Raw genomic sequence first — 23,829 nt, forward strand, 5'->3', positions numbered from 1 at the left:
GCAGACGTTACCAATACGCAATACATCCCCGAAAGAATCTTCTAAATCTTTTCCAGGCGGATCTAGAGAACGTCGAGGCCGTCACAGCGCACCTGAACAGGGGAACAGGGGAACAGCAGGATGGCCCTCTAGTCAGGGAAATCCTCGCCGGAACTGCCCGGATGGCTTGTCCCGTGCACCGGGTAAACAATCGTCCGCCGCAGAGGGTTCATCGAAGTAACTGCCGGCCGAGGCCACGTCCGCTACATAGTGGACTGATTCGGTCATGTGGCCGGAAAGGTGCAAAATTAACGAGTGCCTCAGTCAACCAGTGCAACACCAAAGACCACAGAACCCGCCACAGCAGACCGGACCGCTCTGATCGCCGTCACCGTTTTCCCACTACTGGTGGTTGTCGCCGGCGTCCTCGGATTCCTGCTGCCGGGCGCGTTCAAGCCATTCGCTCCATCCGTGCCGTATCTGCTGGGCATCATCATGTTCTGCATGGGACTTACGCTGACGCTGCCCGACTTTACCGCCGTGGCAAAACGCCCCTGGGCCGTAGCCCTGGGCTTGTGCGCGCATTACATCATCATGCCCGGGGCCGGCTGGCTCATCGCCATGGGACTGCATCTGAGCCCGGAACTGGCCGCCGGCGTAATCTTGGTGGGCTGCGCACCCAGCGGCACAGCCTCGAACGTGATGGCCTTCCTCGCCAAGGGCGATGTGGCTTTGTCCGTTGCCGTGGCCACCGTCTCCACGCTCATCGCACCCATCGTCATGCCGGCCCTGACGCTCTTCCTGGCCGGTTCCTTGCTCAATGTTGACGCCGGAGCCATGATGGTCGACATCCTCAAGACCGTCCTCGTGCCCGTGATCGCGGGGCTGCTGGCGCGGCTTTTGCTCAACCGCCTGGTGAATTTTGTTCTCCCGGCGCTGCCCTGGATTTCAGCCGTGGTCATTTCCGTCATCGTGGCCATTGTGGTGGCCGGCTCCGCGTCCAAGATCGTTGCGGCCGGTGGCATCGTTTTCCTTGCCGTCATCCTGCACAACGGCTTCGGGCTGGGTCTTGGTTATCTGGCCGGCAAACTGGGCAGGCTCGATGCAAAGGCCCGCCGAGCACTGGCCTTTGAGGTTGGCATGCAGAACTCGGGATTGGCCGCGACGCTGGCCACCGCACACTTCTCACCTCTTGCCGCGCTGCCCTCTGCCGTGTTCTCCGTTTGGCACAACATTTCAGGAGCCATTGTGGCTGCGTGGCTTGCCCGCAAGCCGTTGGTTGACCGCTAACCCCACACCGTACGACGCCGGCCACTCACCATGGGCGGCGATCAGGGCGCGAGCGCGCCGTTGATCCGCTGCGGGACACCCAACGGATTGTCGTCGCGCAGGGCGTCGGGCAGCAGGTGGGCGGGCATACCCTGGTAGGCCACCGGACGCAGGAATCTGGTGACGCCGGCCGTGCCGACTGACGTTGACGTCGGCGCGGTGGTGGCCGGGTAGGGGCCGCCGTGCTGCTGGGCGTAGGTCACCGAGACGCCTGTGGGCCATTGGTTCCACAGCACCCGACCAGCCTTCCCTGCCAGCACGCGCACCAGCTTGGGGGCGACGACGTCGGACTCCTCACCCTGGACCGTGGCTGTCAGCTGCCCGTCGAGCACACCGGCAACGGCCAGCAGCTCTTCCTCGTCCCGGTAGCTCGCCACCAGCGCCGCCGGCCCGAAGCATTCGGTGATCAACCCGCTGGGATCGGCGAGCAGCGCTGCGGCCGTCGTGGCTGTCAATGCCGGTGCGGGTGGGGACGCCAAGGTGTCGGCGGTGCCGCCCAAGGCGGCGACGTCGTCGTGCCTCAACAGTTCCTGCAAGGACTCCGTGTAGCCGGACTGGATCCTGTCATTGAGCAGTTTGGCCGGCCCCGGGCGGGCCGCGGTGGCGAGTTCGGCGAGCATCGCCGAATCTTCGGGGACCAGCAGGATGCCCGGCTTCGTGCAAAACTGGCCGGCGCCCAGCGTGTACGAGGCCACAAATTCCGCGGCGATCTCCGCGCCCCGTGCGGCGGCGGCCTGGGTGACAAAAACGGGATTCACGCTGCCCAGTTCGCCGTAGAACGGGATGGGGTCGGGACGGGAATTCGCCAGGTCAAACAGCGCCCGCCCGCCGGAGATGGAACCGGTGAACGCCCCGGCCTTGATGCGCGGATCCAGGACCGCGTCGCGGCCCGCCTGCGTGCCGTAGACCAGCTGCAGCAACCCGTCCGGGGCGCCGGCGTCGTGCAGGGCAGTCGCGGCAACCCGTCCGACGGCGGCCGACAACCTTGGGTGCCCGGAGTGGACCTTGAGCACCACGGGGCAGCCGGCTGCGAGCGCGGAGCAGCTGTCGCCGCCTATGACACTGAAGGCGAAGGGAAAGTTGCTCGCGGCAAACACGACCACCGGGCCCAGCGGTTCCAGGGAGCGGCGGATGTCCGGCCGGGCACCCATGGGCCAGCTCTCGTCGGCGTGGTCAATGCGGGCATCCAGATAGCCGCCGTCCGCGAGCAGCTCGGCAAAGAGCCGAAGCTGGAATGTGGTGCGCTTCAACTCCCCGGCGAGCCTGCCGGCCGGCAGATTGGTTTCCTCCTGCGCCACGGGGATGAGCTCTGCCGCTGCGGCGTCCAAGGCGTCAGCGACGGCTGCCAGGGCCGCGGCACGCTCAATGGCGGGGCGCTGCGCCCAGTCGGAGGCGGCTGCGTCCGCCGCCGACAAAATGCGTGCCAGCTCGTCGGTGGAAGTGGCGGCCGGGACGGCGTTGACTTCCGTGTTTGGCGTGTCCTTGGGGGCGGGTTGCTGTGCAGTCATGGTCGCGGTCCTTCGTCAGGGGAACATGTTTCAGGCTCATCAAAAGTAAGGGCGGCCAGCTGCCCCAGGGTGATGGGTGCGGCCAGCGTTCGCTTGCCCATGGCGCGCAGGTCTTCGGCTGTGGCCCGGGTTCCTGCAGGTCTGGACGCGGCAGGATTGGCCCGGGCAGGTTTGGCCCCGGCGGGGCTGGCCCCGGCAGAGTCTGCGGCAAAGGTTGCGGCGATCTCCGCCGTCGCAAAGCCGCACACGCGGCCCTGGCACCAGCCCATCCCGGGCCGGGCAAGGGACTTCAGGCTGCGTGCATCGTCGGCTCCCAGTTCGGTGTGGGCACTGCACAGGGAACCGTACGTCACCTCCTCGCAACGGCACACCACGGTTTCGGGGGTGAGCCAGCCGGTCCAACGGGCGGGGATTGGATTGGCGCGATGCATCGCCACGGCAAATGCGCGCAGGCGGGTGCGCTGCCGCTGCAGGTCCGCGATCCGCGCCGCCGGCGCACCTCGTACACCGAGCGCTTCCGGCGCAACGGGCGAACCTGCATTGGCACCGGGGCCAGTCCGTCCATTGTCGGCCGCAACGCAGAGGGCAGCAAGTTCGCCCTCCACAACAGCCATGGCCGCGCCACCCACGCCCGTCGCCTCACCCGCCACGCTTATGGCCCGCGCGGAGGATCTCAGCCGGTCATCCACCACGGCAATGAGGGAGCCGTCAACGTCGACGGCGGTCTCGGCACCCGCTGCGAGGACCAGTTCCAGCTGGGCGGTGAAGCCCCACCCCAAGGCCACCAGCCCGCAAGACACCCGCCGTTCAGTTCCGGCCACCTTTGTGCCGTCTGCTGCCAGCCGGGAAATGGTCACGGCCTCCACCCGGGCGGTGCCGTGGATCTCTGTGACGGCCGTGCGCACACGGTACGGAATGCGATGCCGGGCCAGCACTGCCGCATACCCGGCACCCTCGGCCGCTTTCCCGGGGGCATGCGCGACCCCACGCAGGTTCTTCAACCAGCTAAATGGGCTGTTGGCCTCGCAAATGGCTGCGACCTTCACGCCTGCTGCCGCCAGGCCCGCCGCCACCGGGAGCAGGAACGGTCCGGTGCCGGCGACGACGGCGACATCTCCCGCAGCTGTCCGGCTGCCTTTCAGCAGGGCCTGGACTCCGCCTGCGGCCATAACGCCGGGCAGGTCCCAGCCGGGGACGGGAAGCTGCCTGTCGTAGCCGCCCGGACACAGGATCACATGGCGGGCGCGGACCAGTCCCGGCGTGTCGGCCCAGGCTGTCTGGATAAAAACGGGTGTCAGGTGCAGCACCACCGGCCCGGCGCCTGATTCGATGAGCCACACCTGCGTGGAGCGCAAATAGCTCACGGATCCCGCCACCTCATGGGCACGCAAGCGGGAGCGGAGGTCAACAAAGCGTTTCCAGTCGTGGTGCCCGGCAGCCTCTGCGCCGTGGCGGCCTGCCCTCCCGGCCGGGCCCGCGACCGTGCCGGCACCCGGGCCCGTGGCAGCGCTCTCGTCGGGGTGGCGCCAAAACTGGCCGCCGGGCTGGACTCCGGCGTCCACGAGGGCCACCGCCAGGCCGGCGTCCGCGGCATGAACGGCGGCGGCCAGGCCGGCCGGGCCCGCTCCCACCACAGCCACGTCAAAGTGGGCAGTTCCGCTGCTCATTGCCCGACCCCGGTCCCTGCGCCGGACCCGGCTGCGCCTGCCCCGCCGGCCCCGGTCTCGAGCGCCATGCCGTCCCGTGCGGGGGTGAGGCAGGCGCGTTGCCCGGACACGCCGTCGACAGTTAACAGGCAGTCAAAGCACACGCCGATGCCGCAAAACAAGCCGCGCGGGCGCCCGCCTATCCGCGTCGTGCGCCACGCTGTGATGCCGGCTGCCGTCAGCGCAGCGCCCACGGTTTGGCCGGGGCGCGCGGCCAGCGGCGAGCCGTCAAGGGTCAGTCGAAGTTCAGGCATGTGTGCCCTCCAGTGCAGCGTCAAAGCGTTCGGGTGCAAACGGGGCCGGGTCCATCGCGGGTGCGGCACCTGTCAGCGAGGCCGCAATCAACGCCCCCGTACCCACCGAAAGCCCAATCCCGGCGCCTTCGTGCCCACAGGCGTGCCACAGTCCGGGCGCGCGCGGGTCGGCACCGATGACGGGCAGGTGATCGGGGCAATAGGGCCTGAACCCCGAATAGCTCCGCAGGGCCCTGACGTTGGCAAGGAATGGGAACAACGCAACAGCCTTGCCCGCCATCTCCGCCAGCACGCGGAGGTTGACGGAGTTGTCGAAGCCCACGCGTTCGCGGCTGGAACCGATCAGGATGGTGCCGCCCCCGGTCGCTTCCACCACGGGCGACGTTTGCAGGCCGACGTCGGAGCTGGCCACGTTGTCGACATATTCGGCTGCGTACACCTTGTGCCTGACCATGTCGGGAAGCGGCTCGGTGACCAGCACGCAGCCCTTGCGCGGCAGCACCGGGACATTGACCCCGGCCAGCTCCGCGATGGCCCGCGCCCAGGTGCCTGCGGCGTTGACCACGGCGCCGGCGCTGATCGTGCCGCGGTCCGTGACCACCCCCGCAACAACGTCCCCGTCCCGGACAAACGCTGTGACCCGGGTTCGGGTGTGGACGCTGGCACCCCTGGCCCTGGCCAGGCGGAGCAGGTGCGCCGTGGCCAGCATCGGCTGCACCTGGGCGTCCTGCGGGTAGTAGGCGCCGCCGGCCAGCTCCGGGTTCAGCTGCGGCTCCAGGCCGCCAAGTTCCTGGGCAGTCACAAGTTCGACGGCGGTCCCGGCCGTCCGCTGCCGGTCCGCCAAACGCTCCAGCCTGGCTTGGGTTGCGGGCCTCGCGGAGACGACCAGGCCGCCTTTGGCTTCAAATTCCCACAGCCGGCCGAACTCCGCCAGTTCACCGCGCCACAACGATTGGGAGTACTGGGCCAGTGCCAGTTCGGGTCCGGCTTCCTTGTCGGAGACCAGCAGGTTTCCTTCACCGGCACTCGAGGTTCCGCCCGCGATGGCGCCCCGCTCCACGACAGCCACCCGCAGACCCGCCTGGGCGGCAAAAAATGCGCACGCAGCGCCCACGGCACCGGCGCCGATGACAACAACGTCAGCGGTTCGGGGGACATTCATGACAGTAGTATGTCACATGCCACTCAATGGCGACAGGGGTTTACGCTCCCCTGGAGGGCTGCCCGGCACGCGCCCCGGTGGCACCCAATCACGCGCCCGGGCAGCACCCAATCACGCGCCCCGTCAGCACCCGGCCACTGCCTAGTGCTTGGCCCACTCCCCGCGGACGTGGCCGATGTGCCGGGTCATGAGCTCCTGCGCCTCGGCGGCTTTTCCGGCGGCCATCAGGTCCACGAGCTCCACGTGTTCCAGCGACATTTCCCGGAGCTTGCCGGTGGCCGCCAGGGAGGCCAGGCCCAGCAGCCGGGTGTGGGCGCGCAATTCGGAAATCAACACCACCAGGCGCTTGTTGCCGCTGTATTCCAGGATGGCGATGTGAAAGGCACGGTCGGCCTCGGTGTAGGCAATGAGGTCGCCGTCCCCGGCGAAGTCCACAATGTCGCCGGCCATCACGCGCAGCCGCGCCAGCCCGGCGTCGTCAATCACCGGCGTCACCGCGGCAACCGTGGGGGGTTCAATCAACAGCCGCAGGGCCGTGATTTCATCCAGGTCCAGATCCGAAACCTCGGTGACGCGGAAGCCCTTGTTGGGAAGTGAAACCACCAGGCCTTCCTTGGCCAAGTCGAGCATGGCTTCCCGCACGGGCGTGGGCGAGACGCCAAAGCGCTTGCCCAGCGTCGGCGCGGAATACACCTCGCCCGGCTTCATTTCACCGGAGATGACGGCCGCACGCAGCGCCTGAGTCACGGTTTCACGCAGGCTGATGTTCTTGGTGACCATGGTCAGGTGAGAGCGTTCAAGGGAGCTCATGGCCCCTCCATTCCCCGGCTAAGGCAGTAACAGCGGACCAACCGGACCACTACAATATGACATTTTAGTCGACGCGATCACCGGACGCAGCAAAAAGCTCGTGGGCCCGGCCGGCCACCACAATGTCCTCCCACGACATCCCAACACCCGTGTAAAGCAGCGGCGCACCGGGGGCCGGAACAAACCGGCCGTTCACCAGGTCTGACAGCGTCGCCAACCCCAGCTCTTCCCATTCCTCCGCCGACCGGGCAGGGATCAAGTCCCCGGCCTCGCGCAGCGCGGAACCAACGCCTTCCACCACCACCGCGGCCCGCCGTGCCAGCACCGGATCAATCTCGCGGGCGTCCAGGCCGTGTGAGCCAATCGCGGCCACCACGGCGGAGTCCCGGACCAGGGATCCGTCAAACACCGGTTCCGGCGACGACGTTGCCGTCACGACGACGTTGGCCCCGGCCACCTCGCCCGCGTCACCGGCGCGTGCGTCCAGCCCCTTGGCCGCCCACTTCGCGGCCAGCGCGGCAGCAGCCTCGGCCCTCCGGCCGACCACAACCAGCGACCGGATGCCGCACACCTCATGCAGCGCCTCAATGTGCCTGTCCGCCTGCAACGAGGTGCCAAACACCACCACGGCCCCGGCGGATTCGGCCCCGCGCAACGCCAGCAGGTGCTTGACGGCCAGCGCGGTGACGGCCGGCGTGCGAATCAATGTCAGTTCTGCCCCGTCCAGGGCGCACAGCGGCGTCAGGAATTCGCCGTCGAGCAGCAGGTAGGTGCCCTGGATCTTGGGGTGGCCCTTGGCAGGATTGTCCGGCGCCACCGTGGCGACCTTGACCCCGGCATACTTGGCCGACTGCGCCGGCATGAGCAGGAATTCCCCCGCAGCCAGTGGCGCAAAAAGCCGGGGTGAGTCCAGCTCCGGGTCCTGGCCACCGAGCAGGGCGTCCTCCAGCGCGGCAACGGCGGCGGCAGGCGGCATCAGCGCCGTCAGGGCGGCCGCATCGATATATGGCAGTGACATGTTCATCCTTTGCATGGAGGCAGCCGCTGTGGCGGCCGTAGTATCGGGAGGCAGCCGTATCGGGTGGCAGTTGCTTCGTGCGGCAGGTGCCGCGGTCAGCCGGCTGGTCCAAGAAGGCTGCCTGGCCCATGAAGCACGTTTGGTCCGAGAAGCACGACGACGGCCCTTCCGTCTGCGCCCGCAGCCACTTCCACAGTGGTTCCGTGGGCAGGGACGGCGGCCACCTGCAGCCTGCCAGAATCTGCCGCGTCCAGCAAAACGACCGGCACTTCGGTGCCATACAGTTCGGCGGCGGCCAGGGCGCCGAGGGCAACAATGGCGTCGCGGGCCGTGAGCAGAATGGCCGCAGGGCCCACGCCGGCCCGTATTTGTTCGGCCAACACCGACGATGAGGAGCTGGACCCGCGCGAGGCAGCCATCATCAGCACCCGTCCGGCCAGGGAGGTGCCGTGCTGCGGGTGGTGGGCGTCAATGATCATGCCGGTCTTCCTGTCCGTGCCGCCCCAAAAGGACAGCGGTTCGGCCAGTGCCAGCAAGTCCCCGCCGGCCCGGCCGGCACACAGGGTGACGGCGGACAGCTCCAGCAGCCGGGCCGGAGCGGCGGCTGTGATTCCGCCTGCACCGGGTCCGGCGGATGCAAGGTCGGCGGATTCAGGGCCTGCAGATTCAGGGCCTGCCTCAGCTCCATTGGCGCTCATCGCGGACCACCCTTCCGGCCCGGGCGGAGGCAAGGCATTCCCGCAGCGTGCCAAAGACAACGTCGACGCCGATGTTCATGGGCGCGTACCAGGCCCATTTGCCCGACGGCGTCATGACGGTGCGCTCCTGCGGACCCAGGATGGGCGTGATGTAGGTGCACGTGTCGACCACAATGCGTGCACCCAGTTCCTCGGCTGCCCGCACGAGTCCGGCGGCGCGGGCCTGCGCCAACACCTCACGGGACGTGTTGATCCAGACAGTGCACCCGGGGTGAAACGGCCCTGCGCCAGCCAGGGCTGCGTCTGCCAGGGCCGCGTCAAGCTTTTCAAACTCGCGCACGGAAAAGTGCGGCGTGCCCAGGGCGACAGCGTCCAGCGGCAGGCTCGCATCCGCCGTCGACAGTTCATCACGGGCAGCCCGCAGCATCGCGGGCGTGACCACAACGCACGCGAGCCCGGCCCAGGCCCGACTTCCCGCGGCGAACCTTCCTGTGGCGGATTTTCCGGCGGCGGACCAGACCTCGGCGGCCACCGCTTCGGCAGCGCGCGCCTCGGGCGTCACTCCGGCCACATGGAACAACGCCACACCGCCGGAGGAGGCGGCCGTGGCGCCAAGGGCCTTGAGCCTGTCCTCGTCCACGAGTGCCGGGTCGATGCCGGTGAGCAGCGCCACCCCCGAGCCCGACTGCCGCCCCACCACATCGCCGAGGGCGGCCCAGACAGCCTCTTCCCCCAGCATGGCCGCGGGCAGCGCCGAGCAGTCAAGCTCCAGTGTGGGGGCGCGGTGTTCGTCCAGGTGCAGCCCGGCGTGCGGGACGCGGCCGGTGATGGCGGCGCAAATGTCGATGAAGTCCCCGTAGCGTTCGGTGCGGGCGCCCAGCACGGAATTGGCAAACACGATTGCATTGGATTCGGCCCAGGCAATGTCCTCACCCAGGCCGGGCCGCTCCGTCGACTGGTAGGGCGCGCAGGTCCAGGTGGCCCGGGCACCCAGGGCACGATAGGCGTCCATGAGCGCCCTGGCCGGGACCGCGTCGTCCGGCGGCAGCCGCACCAGGCCGGGATGCATCAGGTCCAGCGAGCTGGTGTTGAGTGTGGTGGGCACGGCCACCACGGCGCCGAGATCCGCCAGTTTTTGGGCGAAATCGAGCCCCGCCTGCCCGTGGTACAGGCAGCTGTCAATGTGCGCACCGGTGATGGGGATGAGCCGTTCGGCGCCCATCACGCCGGCCAGTGCCACCACCATCCGCATGGCCATCGCCACCCCGGGGCCGCGGCCGCCGTCGAGCATGGCAGTTTCCTCATCCGTGAGCGCCAGGGCCGGGACAGTCACAGCTGGAACCCGGCCGGAAACGGATCGTCGGGATCCAGGTGGTACTGGGCGGTGCCGGTCACCCAGGCCCGCCCGGTGATGGTGGGGATCACCGCGGGCAGCCCGCCGACGGTGGTTTCGGCCACGAGCCGGCCGGTGAATTGCGTGCCGATGAAGGATTCATTGATGAAATCGGTGCCCAGGGCCAGTTCGCCGCGGGCATGGAGCTGGGCCATGCGGGCGCTGGTGCCGGTGCCGCAGGGCGAACGGTCGAACCAGCCCGGGTAAATGGCCATGGCATGGCGTGAATATTGCGCCGTGGACCCGGGCGCCTTCAGGTACACGTGGTGGCAGCCGGAGATGTCCGGCTGCTCCGGGTGGACGGGCGGGTTTTGCTCGTTGATGGCCGTCATGAGCTGCAGTCCCGCAGCCAGCAGTTGCGCCTTGGCTGTGCGGTCAAAGGGCAGTCCCAGTTCGGCCAGTTCGACGACGGCGTAAAAGTTTCCGCCGAACGCCATGTCATAGCGGACCTCACCAAAGCCCGCCACGGTGACGTGCGCATCCAGCTCCAGGCAGAACGAGGGCACATTGCGGATGGTCACCGACGTCGCGGCGCCGCCCGACACGGCCACCTCGGCGATAATGAGCCCGGCCGGGGTGTCCAGCCGGATGGTCGTCACGGGCTCCACCACCGGCACCATTCCGGTTTCCACCAGCACCGTGGCCACCCCCATGGCCCCGTGCCCGCACATCGGCAGCAGCCCCGAAACCTCGATGAAGAGCACGCCGTAGTCGGCGTCCGGGCGGGTGGGCGGCTGCAGAATGGCGCCGCTCATGGACGCATGCCCGCGGGGCTCGTTCATCAACAGGGTCCGGATGTCGTCGCTGTTGGCCATGAACCACTGGCGCCGCTCGGCCATGGTGGCCCCGGGGAGGGTGCCCACGCCGCCGGTGACGACCCTGGTGGGCATCCCCTCGGTGTGTGATTCCACGGTGTGGAAGACCCGTTTGGAGCGCATCTGCAGTCCCTGCTGTTTTCCTTGTTTATCTACAGCCTCTGCCTATTTGTAGCCTTTGGCCAGCACGGCCTCGGTGTCGGCCGTGATGCGGGCGGTGAGTTCCGCGGACAGGGGGCCGCGCGGTTGGCGGCACGCCCCGCCCTTGCGCCCGGCGATGTCCATTGAGAGTTTGATGGACTGCACAAACTCCGCCTTGGAATCCCAGCGCAGCAGCGGGTGGAGGTCGCGGTAGATGGGCAGCGCCGCGGCAATGTCGTCGGCGCTGCCGCTGGTGACGAGGTTGTACAAGTTCACGGTGCTTTGCGGGATGGCGTTGGGGTAGCCGGCAATCCAGCCAACGGCCCCGGCCAGGCCCAGTTCGAGCAGGACGTCGTCGGAGCCGACCAGCAGGTCAAGTTCCGGTGCCAGTTCGGCGATCTCGTAGGCGCGGCGCACATCGCCGGTGAATTCCTTCACGGCCACGATCAAGCCTTCCTGGTGGAGTCGCGCCAACAGTGCCGGCGTCAGGTCCACCTTCGTGTCATAGGGGTTGTTGTAGGCAACCACCGGCAGGCCCGCCTTCGCCACCTCCCGGTAGTGCGCCAGCACTGTGTCCTCGTCGGCTTTGAACGTGTTCGGCGGCAGCGCCAGCACGGAGGCGGCGCCGGCGTCGCGTGCTTGTTCGGCCCAGTGCCGGGACTCGTCGGCACCGTAGGCGGCAACCCCCGGCATGACGGTAAAGCCGTCCGGCGCGGCAGCAACGGCCGTTTCCACCACCTTGGCCCGCTCCCCTGGCGTCAGGGTCTGGTACTCGCCGAGGGATCCATTGGGGCAGACACCGTCGCAGCCGTTGGCGGCAAGCCAGCCCACGTGCTCGGCGAACGACGCGTGGTCCACGCTGCCGTCGTCGTTGAACGGCAGGGCGGTTGCCACGTGAATACCCTGCCAGGGCTGGGTGCGCGTTGTCATGCTTGTCTCCTTGCGTCGAAAAACTTGTCCAAAGCCTGTCGGGCGCGGTCCACAACCCACTGCCCGCCTCACCGACCACCCCCGCTGACCGCCGCCGAGGTCCGGTGCCCTCCGCGGGACAGGTGGTTGTTCCCACATTATCAGTACAATGTCACATAACACTAGTGCGAAGCGTCTACCGGAGGGCGAAGCCCAGGCCCAGCCCGTCGTCGGCCGCCAGCGTGAACCTGCCCTCCCCTGTGGGAAACGCCGTGCCTGTCACCTCCACGACCACGGCCGCCTGTGATTCCACGTCCGAAGGGACCGCCTCCGCTGCCGAGCCGGCTCCGGCTGTTGATTCCACGCCGACCGGAGCCACCACCGTCGCGGTGAAGTGCGAATTGATGATCGAGAAGTGGTCCAGCACCTCCCCGGTCTTGAGCTCCCCGGAGTCCGTCAGCGCGGCAACGCGGGCTGCCGTCCCCGAGCCGCAGGGCGAGCGGTCCACCTGCCCGTCGGCAAAAATCGTCACGTTGCGCTGCGCCAGCGCCCCGGCCAGCGGAAGCCCGTTCTGCGGATCCACCGGATCCACCGGCTCGTGGAAAATCGTGCCGTAAATCCCGTCCAGCCGCGCATCACCGGGGTGGCAGGCCGCCGGATGGCCGGCGAGCGCAGCCTTCACCTGGCGTCCGGCGGCGATCAGTCGCTGGAGGCTCGACGGCGTGACGTCCAGTCCCGCCGCGCGGGCCGGCAGTGCCGCGTACAGCGCCCCTCCCCACAACACGTCCACGCGCAGCCGGCCAAAGTCCGCGGTCCCGACCTCAACGCCGCGGGCGACCACCCAGGAGGGAACGCTGCGGAAGGTGGTGTGCTGCACGCGCCCGCCCCGTGTCGCCACCCGGGCCGTCACACGCCCGGAGGGGACGTCAATGACGACGTCGGTGTCGCCGTCGGCCATGCCGGTGCCAACTGTGTCACCGCCAGCCCCGCCACTGTCCGCCGGACGCACCAGGCCGCTGCGCACAGCCCAGGTGCCCAGCGCGATGGTCCCGTGTCCGCAGGCCGTGGAAAATCCGTCCTTGTGCCAAAACAACACACCAAAGTGGGCGCCGGGATCGTTGGGCGGCACGATGAAGCCGCCGTACATGTCGGCGTGCCCGCGTGGTTCGTTGACCAGCAGCCGCCGCAGCGTGTCGGCCTCGCCCGACGGCGCCCGTTCGCGCCGTTCCAGCACCGAGGCGCCCGGGATCGTGAACGGCGGGGCCGGCACAATCCGGAACGGCTCGCCGGCCGTGTGGTAATCCACCGTCCCTATCTCCCACGATTCGACGCCCATGCCGCCCCTTTCCGGTCCGCCTGTTGGACGGCTACGCGCCCAGGTAGGCCTCAACGATGCGTGAATCGGCCATCAGTTCGGCACCCGTGCCGGTCATGGTGGTGGCGCCGTGCTCAATGACGTAGCCGCGGCTGGTGATTTTTAGTGCCGCGCGCGCGTTTTGCTCCACCAGCAGCACCGTGGTGCCGTTGGCATTGACTTCCTTGATCACGTCCATGATTTGGGCCACAATCAACGGCGCCAGCCCCATGGACGGCTCGTCGAGCATGAGCATCCGCGGCCCCGCAATGAGCGCCCTGCCAATGGCAAGCATCTGCTGCTCTCCGCCGGAGAGCGTGCCACCCTGCTGCGCGCGCCGTTCGGCCAGCAGCGGCAGCAGCTCAAACACGTCCTGGAGCCGCTTTTGCACGGCCGCCCGGTCCTTGGCCAGGTAGCCGCCGAGCTGCAGGTTTTCCAGCACCGACAGCGTGGAAAAGATCCGCCGCCCCTCGGGCACGTGGATGAGTCCGGCCCCCACCACCTCCCACGGCTTGGCCCGGGTGATGTCCTTGCCGTCAAAGCCGATCCGACCGGCGTGCGCCTTCACTATGGCCGACGCCACCGACAGCGTCGTGGTCTTGCCGGCGCCGTTGTTGCCCAGCAGCGCCACGATCTCGCCCTCTTCGACACGGACATTGATGCCGCGCAGCGCCTGGATCTTGCCGTAAAACACTTCCACGTTTTCAAATTCGAGCATCGACATCAGCTCCCACTCCCTTCTTCGCCCGGGTGCGCGCCGGCGTCCCGGTCGGCCCCGGCTTCGGCTTTCGCTTCGGCTTCCTTGACGCTCCTGGCCGTGGGTGGCGGCGCGGGCCCGTCTGCTGCGCCCGGCTCATCGGCCTTGCCCAGGTAGGCCTCGATGACGGCCGGGTTTTTCTTTACTTCATCGGGGGTTCCGTCTGCGATCTCCTTGCCGAAATTCATCACCACCACGCGTTCGCTGACCTCCATGACCACGCTCATGTCGTGTTCAATAAGCACGACGGCGGCGCCCAGGTCCCTGATCTTGCGGCACAGTTCCAGCAGCGCCTGCTTTTCCGAGTGGTTCAGCCCGGCGCCGGGCTCATCCAGGAGCACCAGTTTGGCCTTGCGGGCCATGGCCCGCGCCATTTCCACCTTTCGCTGCTGGCCGTAGGAGAGGTTCCGCACGGGGATGCCGCGGCCGCCCTCATAACCAACAAAATCCAGCCAGCGGTACGCCTCTTCCGTGTAGTGCCGTTCACTTTTTCGGTACCGGGGAGTGTGGAACAACGCGTCCACAAAGTTCTGTCCGCCGTACAGGTGCATGCCGCCGCGGACGTTGTCCAGCACCGTCAGGTCCGGGAACAAGCGCAGGTTCTGGAAGGTGCGGGTGACGCCGGTGGCCGCAATGACGGCCGGGCGTTTGCCTGTGATGTCCAAGCTGTCGAGCGTCACGGAGCCGCTGACGGGCTTGTAAAATCCTGTGATGCAGTTGAACGCACTGGTTTTCCCGGCACCGTTGGGGCCGATGACCGAGACGATTTCACCGGCGTCGGCGGAGAAGGTGAGCCCGTTGACGGCCTTGACGCCGCCAAAGGCGATTTGCAGTTCATTCACTTCCAGCAGCGGGCTCACCGGGTCCCTCCCTTCGCGGTGGTAACGGGCGCTCCCGGGTCGGGGCCGCCGTCGTCCGCCCCATCCTTGGACCGGTCCGGCTCATAGGCGCGGGAGGGCCAGAAGCCCTGGGGCCGCAGCACCATGACGGACACCAGCACGACGCCGAAGATCACGTAGCGCAGATTGCCCATGTCCCGCAGGAATTCCGGGAGCAGGGAGATGACGACGGCGCCGACCACCACGCCGCGGGTGTTGCCCATGCCGCCGAGCACCACTGCCATCAGGACCAGGGCGGACTGCAGGAAGACGAAGCTTTGCGGGGAGATCGCGGAGAGGTGGGCGGCGAACAGCAGCCCGCCCAGGCCGCCCCAGATGGCGCCGAAGATGTACGCGGCCAGCTTGACCTTGTAGGTGTGAATGCCCATGGCCTCGGCGGCATCCTCGTCCTCGCGGACAAAGCGCCAGGCCCGGCCCAGCCGCGACTTGCCCAACCGGGCCGAGCCAAGCACGAGCAGGCTGACAAGCACGACGCAGAAGTAGTAGAACGGGACCGGCGCGGACAGGTCCAGGCCGAAGAGGGCGACGCCGGGGATGCCGTAAATGCCCGACGGGCCGCCGGTGAGCGAGGTGAGGTTGTTGGCCGTCAGGCGGATGATCTCGCCAAAGCCGAGGGTGACGATGGCGAGGTAGTCGCTGCGCAGGCGCAGTGTTGGCCCGCCGATGATCAACCCGGCCAGGATGCACATGAGAATGACGGCCGGAATGGTGAACAGGATGGGCAGTTCCCACGCCTTGGAGAGGATGCCGGAGGTGTAGGCGCCCACCGCCATGAAGGCGATGTAGCCCAGGTCAAGCAGTCCGCAGTAGCCGACGACGATGTTCAGGCCCGATGCCAGCAGGATGAAAATGACTGCCGTCGTGCCGATGCTCATGGCGTAGTTGCTGGCCAGGACAAACGGGAACAGCACCGCGATGGCGAACGCCGCCCACCCCAGCTGCCTGCTCTCAAACAGCCGGGAGATGCGGCTGGCCGGTTTGCCGATGCGGCGCGGGGCACGGGAGGTGTCGACGTTTTCGGAGGTTCCGGCGTTTTCACTCATGGCTACACCCGCTCCGTGACACGTTCACCCAGCAGGCCGGTGGGTTTCAAGGTCAGGAAGGCGATGAGGACGCCAAAGGTGAAGACGTCCCGCCACTGCCCGCCGAGCCACTGCGAGCCAAACGCTTCCAGCAGGCCCAGCAGCAGGCCGCCGAGCATGGCGCCCTTGATGTTGCCAATGCCGCCAATGACCGCCGCGGTGAACGCCTTCAGGCCGATGATGAAGCCCATGAGAAAGTCGATCTTGCCGTAGTAGGCGCCGGCCATGACCCCGGCGGCGCCGGCGAGCGCGGAACCGATGAAGAACGTCCAGGTGATGACCTTGTTGACGTTGATGCCCATCAACAGCGCGCCCTTGGTGTCCAGGGCGATAGCGCGCATGGCCCTGCCCATGGACGTGCGTTGAATGTAGGAGTTCAGCCCCCACATCAACATCACGGCGATCACCATGAGCACCAGCTGCGGGACCGAAATGCGGGCGCCAAGCACCGTAAAGCTGTCCCCCTGGAGCCGCACCGGGAAGACTTTCGGATTGGGACCCGCAATGGCGCTGACACCATATTCCAGCGTGAAGGAGGCGCCGACGGCGGTGATCAGCACCGCGAGCCGCGGCGAGTTCCGCAGCGGGCGGTAGGCCAGGTACTCAATGCCGACGCCGATGCCGCCGGTGACGATCATGCACAACAGCAGCACTATCAGCAGTGCCGTGATGGACATGGAACCCGGAATGACTCCCAGGGAGGTCAGCATGGCGAAGCCGATGAACGCGCCGAGCATGTAAATGTCGCCGTGGGCGAAGTTGAGGAGTTTGATGATGCCGTAGACCATGGAATAGCCCAAAGCAATGAGTGCGTAGAAGGAACCTACGAATAGTCCGTTCCAAATGAGCTGTGTCATGCCTGACCTGCCTTGGCTGTGCAAGTGGTGTTCCGGGTTGGATGGATGCAACCGGCGGGACCCGTTGCCGGGTTCCGCCGGTTGCCACGCCTGGCCCGCCGCAGCCCCGCACCAGCCCAGCACTGATGGGGCCTGGGCGGATGGGAGCGGATGGGGTGCGGGGCGGGGAGGGAGCGGGGCGCGCTAGCTCAGCGCGTCCTTGAGAACGAACTTGCCGTCCTGCACCACCAGGATTTGGAAGCCACCGCTGCTCAACGTGTGCTCCGGGGTGAACTTCAATGCGCCCGAGAAGATCTGAAAGCCGTCAATGGCCTCCAATGCCTTGATGACAGCGTCACCGTCGGTGCTCTTGGCCTGGGTCATGGCTTCGGCAGCCACCCGGACTGCATCATAGGACTGCGTTGAATAAGGTCCCGGGGCACTGCCAAAGGCCTTGGTGTAATTCGCAATCCAGGTCTCGGCGCCCTTGATGGTGTCAGGAGTCTGCGTCATTGTGGCGAGCACGCCCTCGGCATTGGCCGCACCGGCAATCGTCACCAACGACGGGTCAACACTGCCGTCCGCCACCATGATCTTGCCCGTGTACCCGGCCGCCTTGAGCTGGTTGATGATCAACCCGCCTTCCTGGTAGTAGCCGGTCCAGTACAACATGTCCGGGTTGGCGCCCATGATGTCGTGCACGGCGGAGGAATAGTCGCTCTCACCCGCGGTGACTGAGGTGGCCAGCGCAACCTTCACGCCGCCGTCGGCCTCCAGGTCCTTCTTGGTTTCCGTGGCGATGTCCTTGGAATAGCTGGTGTTGTCATCCACCAGGGCCACACTCTTGACCCCGTCCTTGGTCATGAACTTGACCGCCGCTGCCGCCTGTTGGGTGCCGGTGCCGTTGATCATGAACACATTGGGCAATTTCTGGTTGACCAGTTCCTGCGAGTTGGCGGCCGGGATGATCATCGGAATGTTGGCTTTGGCAAAAATGGGCAGGGTTGGCAGGGTTGCGCCAGAGCAATATCCGCCCACGGAAATGACGGCGCCGTTCGACACCGCCTTGTTTGCAGCCGCGGCCGCCTGAGTCGGATCGCACGCACCGTCTTCCAGATCCAGTGAGAGTTGGCGGCCCAACACACCGCCCTTGGCGTTGATCTCGTCAACGGCCATTTGCATGCCGTTCTTCATGTAGACGCCTGTGGGTGCGCTGGAACCGGACATCGGAATGACGGCGGCGATCTTGATGGGTCCCGAATCGGCGGTTTTGTCCCCGTCGCCTCCGAGGATTCCGCCGCAACCTGAGGTGGCCAGCATGGCCGCGGCCACTGCGCCGACAGCAAGTGCCCTGGGTAGTCGAAGTTTCATTGTCTGCATCTCCTTTGACGTGACAATTTGCCGGCTTCAAGGCAACATCCACTAGGCCCGGAACACCGTGATTGCAACGTAAGTCACACTGCATATGTGAGTAAAATATGACATGTCACGCGTATCGTGTCAACAGTTTTGCGGCACCCCCGCACAAAAGAGACCCGAGCGATACATTCCCCTTCCGGCACGGTCGATCACGCGAGACTTCAACAAAAATTAAGGACCCGGGGGCGAGCGGAGCAGGGCAGGCGGGCGGCAACGCGGGCGGCAGCACGAGCACTACAAACAGCGGCACCCGCCTGAACTGTCCGGGAATTCCGAACAGTTCAGGCGGGTGCCGTAATTGCATGGCTCATGGCTGGTTGACCAGTCCGCGCGTCAACGCCGGGATCAGCACATGCGAAACCCGAATATGTTGCAGGGTACGAACCACATGCCGTAGGTGGTCGCCACGCTGCCCGGCGCAAATGAACTGATGGAGCTGGTGGCCGTACTGGCAGTTGTCGTGCTGGCCTGGGCCGGCGACAAGCCGGGTGCCAAAATCAAACCGGCGGCGAGAACTGCGGCAGCACCCATGGATGCAAAGGGGGTCTTCATGACGGAACCTTTCAAATTAATGTTATGGATCGCCACTGCATGGCTGTTCCCCAGCATAGAGTGCCTAGCACCGCATGGATACAGCCAGAGCCTGATTGCCTTCCTATACTTTTGGACAGCCCTGTCCTTGCGTTGGAATTTGATCAGGCTGCGGCCCTATGCCACCACACCCGTGCGAAGCGCGGTGATGACAAGCTGCAGCCGGTCCCGGGTGGCAAACTTCCGACCCAGGCGCACCAAATGGTACTTGACCGTTGACTCTGAGAGGTGGAGCTCTGCCGCGATTTCGACGTTGCTGCGCCCGTCGCAGAGCAGCTTCAGCACGGCACCCTCCCGCTCCGAAAGTTCGATTTGGGATTGCTTCCGCTTGCCCGGCAGGCTCTTGCGCACATCGGCAACGAGCAGGTGGGTAACCCCCGGATCGATCGGGCAGTCCCCCGCATGGACTTCCCTGACAGCTGCCACTATCCGGTCCGGCTCGGCATCCTTGACCACGTATCCGCTGGCCCCGGCAATTAGTGCCGCCTTAAGGTAAATGTCCGAAATATGGCCTGTGACAACAAGTATCCGGATCTCCGGCAGTTCCGCCACGATGCGGCGAATCGCCGCTATTCCGTCCATGACGGGCATTTGTATGTCTATGAGCATCACATCGGGCTGATGTTCGTGGGCGAGCCGGACAGCTTCCTCGCCGTTTTCACCCTCAGCCACGACGGCCACGTCGGTGGCCTGGGACAGATAAGTCCGCAGTGCACCCCGGACGAACTTTTCATCGTCGACGATGACTACATCAATCGATTCGGTTGCTGCCACGTTCACACTCATGGTGACAGTCTACGTAACCCTGTTCATCCCGGCGGCACCTGCCGCGCTGTGAAAACAAGGTCGCTGGCGCCGGCCCGGTGGCTGTCCGCAAATTTGCCAGCCGGTCCTGCGGATCTCAACGCGTCGGCGTCGGCGGCGTCGAAAACGAGCCGGAAGGCCAGATGCCTGCGGGCTTTGATCCGCCATGGTGCCCCGGTCGGCCGGTTCCAAGCAAGTGCAGTTCGTTCATGACTTTCTCCTTCGCTTGGACGGGGCGTGTGCAGTGCTTGTCTAGCCCTGCAAGGTAGTTCGCCCCGCGCACTTTCGACGCTACGGAGGAGCGGCCTCGCATTCAATGCACAAGGGGAAAGACTGTCCAAACGGATGAGGAAATCGGGCCTTAAATGGCAAAAATTGGCCAAACGGCCAATTTCCGCCGAATGGTTTCTGTCTGCACAATCTAACGGAGCGTCTGGCGTCCGGCGAACGGCAGAACTGTGCGCACGCTCCACCATCCGTCCGCCGGTCCGGCGTCAAGGGTTCCGCCCAGTCGGGAGGCCCGTTCCCGCAGCCCGGCAAGGCCCGTCCCTGACATCGGCAGTCGCGGCTCACCGGGGGTCATGAGATTGCGAATGATCAACTCAATGTCATCTTCCCGAACGTTCATGAAGATGGTGCATTCGCTGCCCCCGCCGGCATGCTTGACGGTGTTAGTGGCACTTTCCTGCAGTACCCGCAGCACCGTGGAGCGCAGCCCGTTGGGCGTGCGGTCCAGGTCTCCGGACGTGGTGACGCGGGTGGGAACGCCCAGCGCGTTGAGCCTTTTCTGCGAGTCTGCAACACTTTGCGCCAGGTCTATGCAGGCTGGGTTCGGTGAAACACTGGGTTCCGCCCCGTGCAGGCCCGTTGCTGGAATCTCGTCGGTCCGCATGGTTTGCAGCAGCCGCCTGAGGTCGTCCAGCGAGCTCCGTGACATCGCCCCAATCTCCGTCAACGCCCGGTGCTGCTCAGCCCCGTCCGTGGAGATCGTGCCCAGATTTGCCTGCACCGCAATCATCGTCAGTCCGTGGGTGACAACGTCATGCAGCTCCCTGGCCAGCTCGGTGCGTTGTTCCAGGGCGGCCGCGGCCGCCGTTTCCTCGGCTGCCCTTTGGTCGCGCTCGGCCCGGATGGCCTTTTCCCGCAACAACTTAAGTGCCAAGCCGGGGGTGGCGAGCAGCAAGGTGACAAGCACATACCCCCACAGCACTGCACGGTTGAGCTCGGATACCCCAAGCACCCAGACAATCTGCCACACCAGAAAACAAGCAACTACTGCGGCCAGGCTGCGGGTTGAGACTCGGTACGCGGCAACGGCGAGGGCCCCAAAAGCCAGCAGCAGCGCCCCGGCCGGCTGCGTGCTCGGGTACATGGCCGCCAGCATTACCGCGAAGACGATGGCCGTCAGCTGTGGCCGGAAGGCCAGGCTCATCCACACCGCCCAATACGTTACTGTGCTGGCGAACGGCCACCAGGGGAAGCTCCCGTCCTGGCCAGTCACGATAAACAGGCGGACGTCGTCAACAGCCGACACCGTGACAAAGACAATCATGAGAAAAGACACCCACAGCGGAAGCGGGGAGCTGCCGACCCTCAACACTCCTGCAACGGTGGATTTTAGCGTGGCACCGCTCTTCGCCGTGCGCATCTCAGGGCCGCCGCTGCCGCGGCGCCACAGCACCGGTGCCACTGCAATCCGGAGCGTGCATTTCCGGCAGGGGGCAGCTGAAAGTGTTCATTGACCAATCGTCCCAGTTTTCTCCGTGTTGCACGATCCGCCGCTTCCCCGACACGGCACACCCCGGGCTCTGCTCACTGCGGGACATCTCACCGCAGGACAAATCCCAGTCCCAGATCGTCGTCGGCGTCCAGCGTGAATTTTCCTTCACCGACCGGGAATGCTCGGCCGCTGACCTCCACCACCAGGCCGCCGTCGGGCCCGCCCACCGTGTCAACCGCCCGGGCGGAAAAGTGCGAATCAATAATTGAATAGTGCTCAAGCGCCTCGCCGTCGGCCAGTTCCCCCGAATCACTGAGCAACGCCACGCGCGCGGCACTCCCGGAACCGCTGGGTGACCTGTCCACCTGGCCGTCGGCGAAAACACTCACATTGCGCTGGGCCAGTCCCGGGCCCGAATGCTTCATGGGCTCGTGGAAAATTGCCCCGAAAATTCCCTCCAGCCGGGTGCCCGCAGGGTGGTGCGCGGCCGGATGGTCCGCCAGCCCGGCCGCCACCTGGTGCCCGGCGGCAACCACCTTTGCCAAGTTCGACGGCGTGACCTCCAGTCCTGCGGCAGCGGCGGGAATTGAGGCGTACAGCGCCCCGCTCCAGGCCAGGTCAACGCGCAGGCGGCCAAAGGCGGCCGTCTTGACCTCAATGTCCCGAGCCACCACATAGGAGGGCACGTTATGGAAGGCCACGTCCCTGATCTTGCCTTCGTCCATCGTCACCCGGGCCGTGACGCGACCCGAAGGAATGTCGATCACAACGTCAGTCTCGCCGTCGTCCGGCGCACGGACAAGACCGCTGCGGACCGCCCAGGTTCCCAGCGCCATGGTGCCGTGGTCGCAGACGGTGGAGAATCCTTCACGGTGCCAAAACAACGCCCCGAAATGGGCGCCGGGGTCATTCGGCGGCACCACAAAACCGCCATACATGTCGGCGTGCCCGCGCGGCTCGTTGACCAGCAGTTTCCTTATTTTGTCGGCATCCCCGGCCATGGCATGCTCGCGCCGTTCAAGCGCCGTGTCCCCTTCAATGATGAAGGGCAGGGCCGGCACAATCCTGAATGGCTCACCCGCCGTGTGATAATCAAAGGTTTCAATTTCCCACAATGCCGCTTTCACAGTCGTCTCTCCTTTGAGCTGACAAGCTCTGGCTTGGGCTGGTCCCGGCCCATTGCCGTCAATATGGCACGGTGCATTTGCCCTGTCAATGATCGACGCCGGAATGGCACGCGTTCCGGGACGGGATTTTGGAATTTTGCGGCGTGAAGCATGGCCGGCGGCATGGGTACAACTGCATGGGTAGCCCACCCCATCGACGGGGCTGGCGGTGCCGGGATAGATTTTAGGTAATCGCTCGGCCGGATCTTCCCGGACGCAGTGAATCAGAAGCGGCAAGGCCGCAAATTTCTAGCTAAGGATGTGCATCATGGCCGGTATGCTCGGTAACGATCCCCAGGACATGGCCGATTTGGTCTCAAAGCTCGGCACGGCGATTGACCAGATCACCCAGGTCATGACGACCTTGGATGGCAAGGCCCAGTCGGTTCGCTGGGAAGGTCCCGACGCCACACGCTTCAAGGGCACCCAGTGGCCGACGTCCAAGAAGTCGCTGGCCCGCGTCATCAGCGACCTCGGCGACGTCAAGGTCATTGTGAACAAGCAGAAGCAGCAGCAGGAAGCCGCCTCCAAGTAGCCTCCACTTACGAACTGGCCCGCACTTGTGGCTGTAGATTCAACCGTATTGAGTTGATGTTGCAGCCACAACTGCGGGCCAGATTTGTGTGGGACGGGACGGTCAGTGCCGGCCGCGCTTTTGCGCCCGGGCCTTGCCGCCGGGGCGACCGCCGCCGCGCAGGTTTCCGCCGCCTGCCTTCGCAGCACCCGGCTTGCCCTTGGCCGCACCGGCGCGTGCCGCCGTCGAACTTTTAGCAGCCTTGGCACCCTTCTTGGGGGCCGCGTCCTGCTTCGCCTGAACTGACGGCTGGCGGGAGCTGTTGGCGCTGCGGCCGCGGACCACGCCGATGAATTCCTGGATGACGGCTTCGTCCTCGTCCGGCAGCGGTTGGACCGTATCCACCCAGGCCAGTGCGATGCTGGTCTCCGCGACGCCGTGCAGCAGCCGCGAGCGCAGCGTTTTGCGGCTGTAATGCCTGCCGACGGACATGGGCAGGATCAAAATTCCGAGTCCGGCCTCGACCAGGTCGAGCGCTTCCTCGATGGAGCCCATGGGCGGCAGCGGCTTGCGGGTGCCCGCCGCAATTTCGGTGGAAATATCGCGCCACTCCGGGAAATCGTCCGGGTCGGCGAGCAGGTATTCGTCGGCGAGATCAGCCACGTCAAGCTCGTCGAAGGCCGCGATGGGGTGGTCCTTGGGCGCCACCACCACCGAAAGCTCGCTGTAAAGCGGAATCACGTGGAGCCCGGTCTTGTCCACGGGCAGGCGCACGAACGCCATGTCGACTTCACCGGCGTGCACGGCATCGAGCTGGCGCGTTTCCGGGACCGGCGTGGAGACCAGGGGCACGCCGGGCATGCGCTCCTGCCAGCGGTGGATCCACTTTCCGGGGGTCACACCCGGGACAAAGGTCACTGTAAGTTCGCGGGATTCAGGCACTTGTTTACCCTAACGCACCGTTT

23 protein-coding genes are annotated in these 23,829 nt (G+C 66.1%); 2 read left to right on the forward strand and 21 right to left on the reverse strand.

The window, feature by feature from the left end:
* The first annotated feature begins 294 nt into the window (after nucleotides 1-294).
* Nucleotides 295-1,269, forward strand: coding sequence for a bile acid:sodium symporter family protein (locus tag ACT3TS_RS15885; RefSeq protein ID WP_444532494.1), 975 nt, complete (start codon nucleotides 295-297; stop codon nucleotides 1,267-1,269).
* Nucleotides 1,270-1,310: 41 nt separating this feature from the next.
* Here the strand turns inward: ACT3TS_RS15885 and ACT3TS_RS15890 are convergent, their stop codons facing one another.
* The 20 genes from ACT3TS_RS15890 to ACT3TS_RS15985 all read right to left on the reverse strand — a co-directional run bounded on the left by ACT3TS_RS15890 (nucleotide 1,311) and on the right by ACT3TS_RS15985 (nucleotide 22,311).
* Nucleotides 1,311-2,816 (reverse strand): aldehyde dehydrogenase (NADP(+)), encoded by a 1,506-nt coding sequence (locus ACT3TS_RS15890; protein ID WP_444532495.1) that lies wholly within the window; start codon nucleotides 2,814-2,816, stop codon nucleotides 1,311-1,313.
* Nucleotides 2,813-4,483, reverse strand: a complete 1,671-nt coding sequence (locus ACT3TS_RS15895; RefSeq protein WP_444532496.1) for an FAD-dependent oxidoreductase — start codon at nucleotides 4,481-4,483, stop codon at nucleotides 2,813-2,815. The genes ACT3TS_RS15890 and ACT3TS_RS15895 overlap by 4 nt, the downstream gene beginning before the upstream one ends.
* Nucleotides 4,480-4,776, reverse strand: coding sequence for a (2Fe-2S)-binding protein (locus ACT3TS_RS15900; protein ID WP_444532497.1), 297 nt, complete (start codon nucleotides 4,774-4,776; stop codon nucleotides 4,480-4,482). Before ACT3TS_RS15900 ends, ACT3TS_RS15895 begins: the two co-directional genes overlap by 4 nt.
* Nucleotides 4,769-5,938, reverse strand: coding sequence for an NAD(P)/FAD-dependent oxidoreductase (locus tag ACT3TS_RS15905; RefSeq protein ID WP_444532498.1), 1,170 nt, complete (start codon nucleotides 5,936-5,938; stop codon nucleotides 4,769-4,771). Before ACT3TS_RS15905 ends, ACT3TS_RS15900 begins: the two co-directional genes overlap by 8 nt.
* A 141-nt stretch (nucleotides 5,939-6,079) precedes the next feature.
* A complete protein-coding gene (locus ACT3TS_RS15910) occupies nucleotides 6,080-6,748 on the reverse strand; it encodes a GntR family transcriptional regulator (RefSeq protein WP_444532499.1) in 669 nt (222 codons plus the stop codon).
* Between the two features lie 64 nt (nucleotides 6,749-6,812).
* Complete coding sequence (locus ACT3TS_RS15915; RefSeq protein ID WP_444532500.1) at nucleotides 6,813-7,766, reverse strand: ornithine cyclodeaminase family protein; 954 nt, start codon at nucleotides 7,764-7,766, stop codon at nucleotides 6,813-6,815.
* A 95-nt stretch (nucleotides 7,767-7,861) separates the two neighbouring features.
* On the reverse strand, nucleotides 7,862-8,464 hold the full coding sequence (locus ACT3TS_RS15920; RefSeq protein ID WP_444532501.1) for an aconitase X swivel domain-containing protein: 603 nt from the start codon (nucleotides 8,462-8,464) through the stop codon (nucleotides 7,862-7,864).
* Nucleotides 8,445-9,797 (reverse strand): aconitase X, encoded by a 1,353-nt coding sequence (locus ACT3TS_RS15925; RefSeq protein WP_444532502.1) that lies wholly within the window; start codon nucleotides 9,795-9,797, stop codon nucleotides 8,445-8,447. The genes ACT3TS_RS15920 and ACT3TS_RS15925 overlap by 20 nt, the downstream gene beginning before the upstream one ends.
* Nucleotides 9,794-10,795: a proline racemase family protein gene (locus ACT3TS_RS15930; RefSeq protein ID WP_444532503.1), complete on the reverse strand. Its 1,002-nt coding sequence runs from the start codon at nucleotides 10,793-10,795 to the stop codon at nucleotides 9,794-9,796. Before ACT3TS_RS15930 ends, ACT3TS_RS15925 begins: the two co-directional genes overlap by 4 nt.
* Before the next feature lie 42 nt (nucleotides 10,796-10,837).
* On the reverse strand, nucleotides 10,838-11,743 hold the full coding sequence (locus ACT3TS_RS15935) for a dihydrodipicolinate synthase family protein (protein WP_444532504.1): 906 nt from the start codon (nucleotides 11,741-11,743) through the stop codon (nucleotides 10,838-10,840).
* Nucleotides 11,744-11,918: 175 nt separating this feature from the next.
* Nucleotides 11,919-13,058 carry a proline racemase family protein gene (locus ACT3TS_RS15940; protein ID WP_444532505.1) on the reverse strand — a complete coding sequence of 380 codons (1,140 nt, stop codon included), beginning with the start codon at nucleotides 13,056-13,058 and terminating at the stop codon, nucleotides 11,919-11,921.
* Nucleotides 13,059-13,089: 31 nt separating this feature from the next.
* Nucleotides 13,090-13,800, reverse strand: coding sequence for an ABC transporter ATP-binding protein (locus ACT3TS_RS15945; RefSeq protein WP_444532506.1), 711 nt, complete (start codon nucleotides 13,798-13,800; stop codon nucleotides 13,090-13,092).
* Nucleotides 13,800-14,693, reverse strand: coding sequence for an ABC transporter ATP-binding protein (locus ACT3TS_RS15950; RefSeq protein ID WP_444532507.1), 894 nt, complete (start codon nucleotides 14,691-14,693; stop codon nucleotides 13,800-13,802). The genes ACT3TS_RS15945 and ACT3TS_RS15950 overlap by 1 nt, the downstream gene beginning before the upstream one ends.
* A complete protein-coding gene (locus ACT3TS_RS15955; RefSeq protein ID WP_444532508.1) occupies nucleotides 14,690-15,775 on the reverse strand; it encodes a branched-chain amino acid ABC transporter permease in 1,086 nt (361 codons plus the stop codon). The genes ACT3TS_RS15950 and ACT3TS_RS15955 overlap by 4 nt, the downstream gene beginning before the upstream one ends.
* Before the next feature lie 2 nt (nucleotides 15,776-15,777).
* Nucleotides 15,778-16,671: a branched-chain amino acid ABC transporter permease gene (locus ACT3TS_RS15960; RefSeq protein WP_444532509.1), complete on the reverse strand. Its 894-nt coding sequence runs from the start codon at nucleotides 16,669-16,671 to the stop codon at nucleotides 15,778-15,780.
* Nucleotides 16,672-16,854: 183 nt separating this feature from the next.
* Entirely contained in the window at nucleotides 16,855-18,021 is a 1,167-nt protein-coding gene (locus tag ACT3TS_RS15965; protein ID WP_444532510.1) for a branched-chain amino acid ABC transporter substrate-binding protein, read from the reverse strand.
* Nucleotides 18,022-18,414: 393 nt separating this feature from the next.
* On the reverse strand, nucleotides 18,415-18,621 hold the full coding sequence (locus ACT3TS_RS15970; protein WP_444532511.1) for a hypothetical protein: 207 nt from the start codon (nucleotides 18,619-18,621) through the stop codon (nucleotides 18,415-18,417).
* Nucleotides 18,622-18,777: 156 nt separating this feature from the next.
* Nucleotides 18,778-19,446: a response regulator transcription factor gene (locus tag ACT3TS_RS15975; protein ID WP_444532512.1), complete on the reverse strand. Its 669-nt coding sequence runs from the start codon at nucleotides 19,444-19,446 to the stop codon at nucleotides 18,778-18,780.
* A gap of 439 nt (nucleotides 19,447-19,885) precedes the next feature.
* Nucleotides 19,886-21,154, reverse strand: coding sequence for a sensor histidine kinase (locus ACT3TS_RS15980; RefSeq protein ID WP_444532513.1), 1,269 nt, complete (start codon nucleotides 21,152-21,154; stop codon nucleotides 19,886-19,888).
* Nucleotides 21,155-21,291: 137 nt separating this feature from the next.
* Nucleotides 21,292-22,311: a proline racemase family protein gene (locus tag ACT3TS_RS15985; RefSeq protein ID WP_444532514.1), complete on the reverse strand. Its 1,020-nt coding sequence runs from the start codon at nucleotides 22,309-22,311 to the stop codon at nucleotides 21,292-21,294.
* Between the two features lie 307 nt (nucleotides 22,312-22,618).
* On the opposite strand from ACT3TS_RS15985, the gene ACT3TS_RS15990 reads away from it, so the two are divergent.
* Entirely contained in the window at nucleotides 22,619-22,885 is a 267-nt protein-coding gene (locus ACT3TS_RS15990; protein ID WP_444529623.1) for a hypothetical protein, read from the forward strand.
* Nucleotides 22,886-22,987: 102 nt separating this feature from the next.
* Here ACT3TS_RS15990 and ACT3TS_RS15995 read toward each other — a convergent pair whose 3' ends face one another.
* Entirely contained in the window at nucleotides 22,988-23,806 is an 819-nt protein-coding gene (locus ACT3TS_RS15995) for a LysR family substrate-binding domain-containing protein (protein WP_444532515.1), read from the reverse strand.
* Between the last annotated feature and the right edge of the window lie 23 nt (nucleotides 23,807-23,829).

This window comes from Specibacter sp. AOP5-B1-6, assembly GCF_052376555.1.
In the GTDB taxonomy this organism is placed as follows: domain Bacteria; phylum Actinomycetota; class Actinomycetes; order Actinomycetales; family Micrococcaceae; genus Specibacter.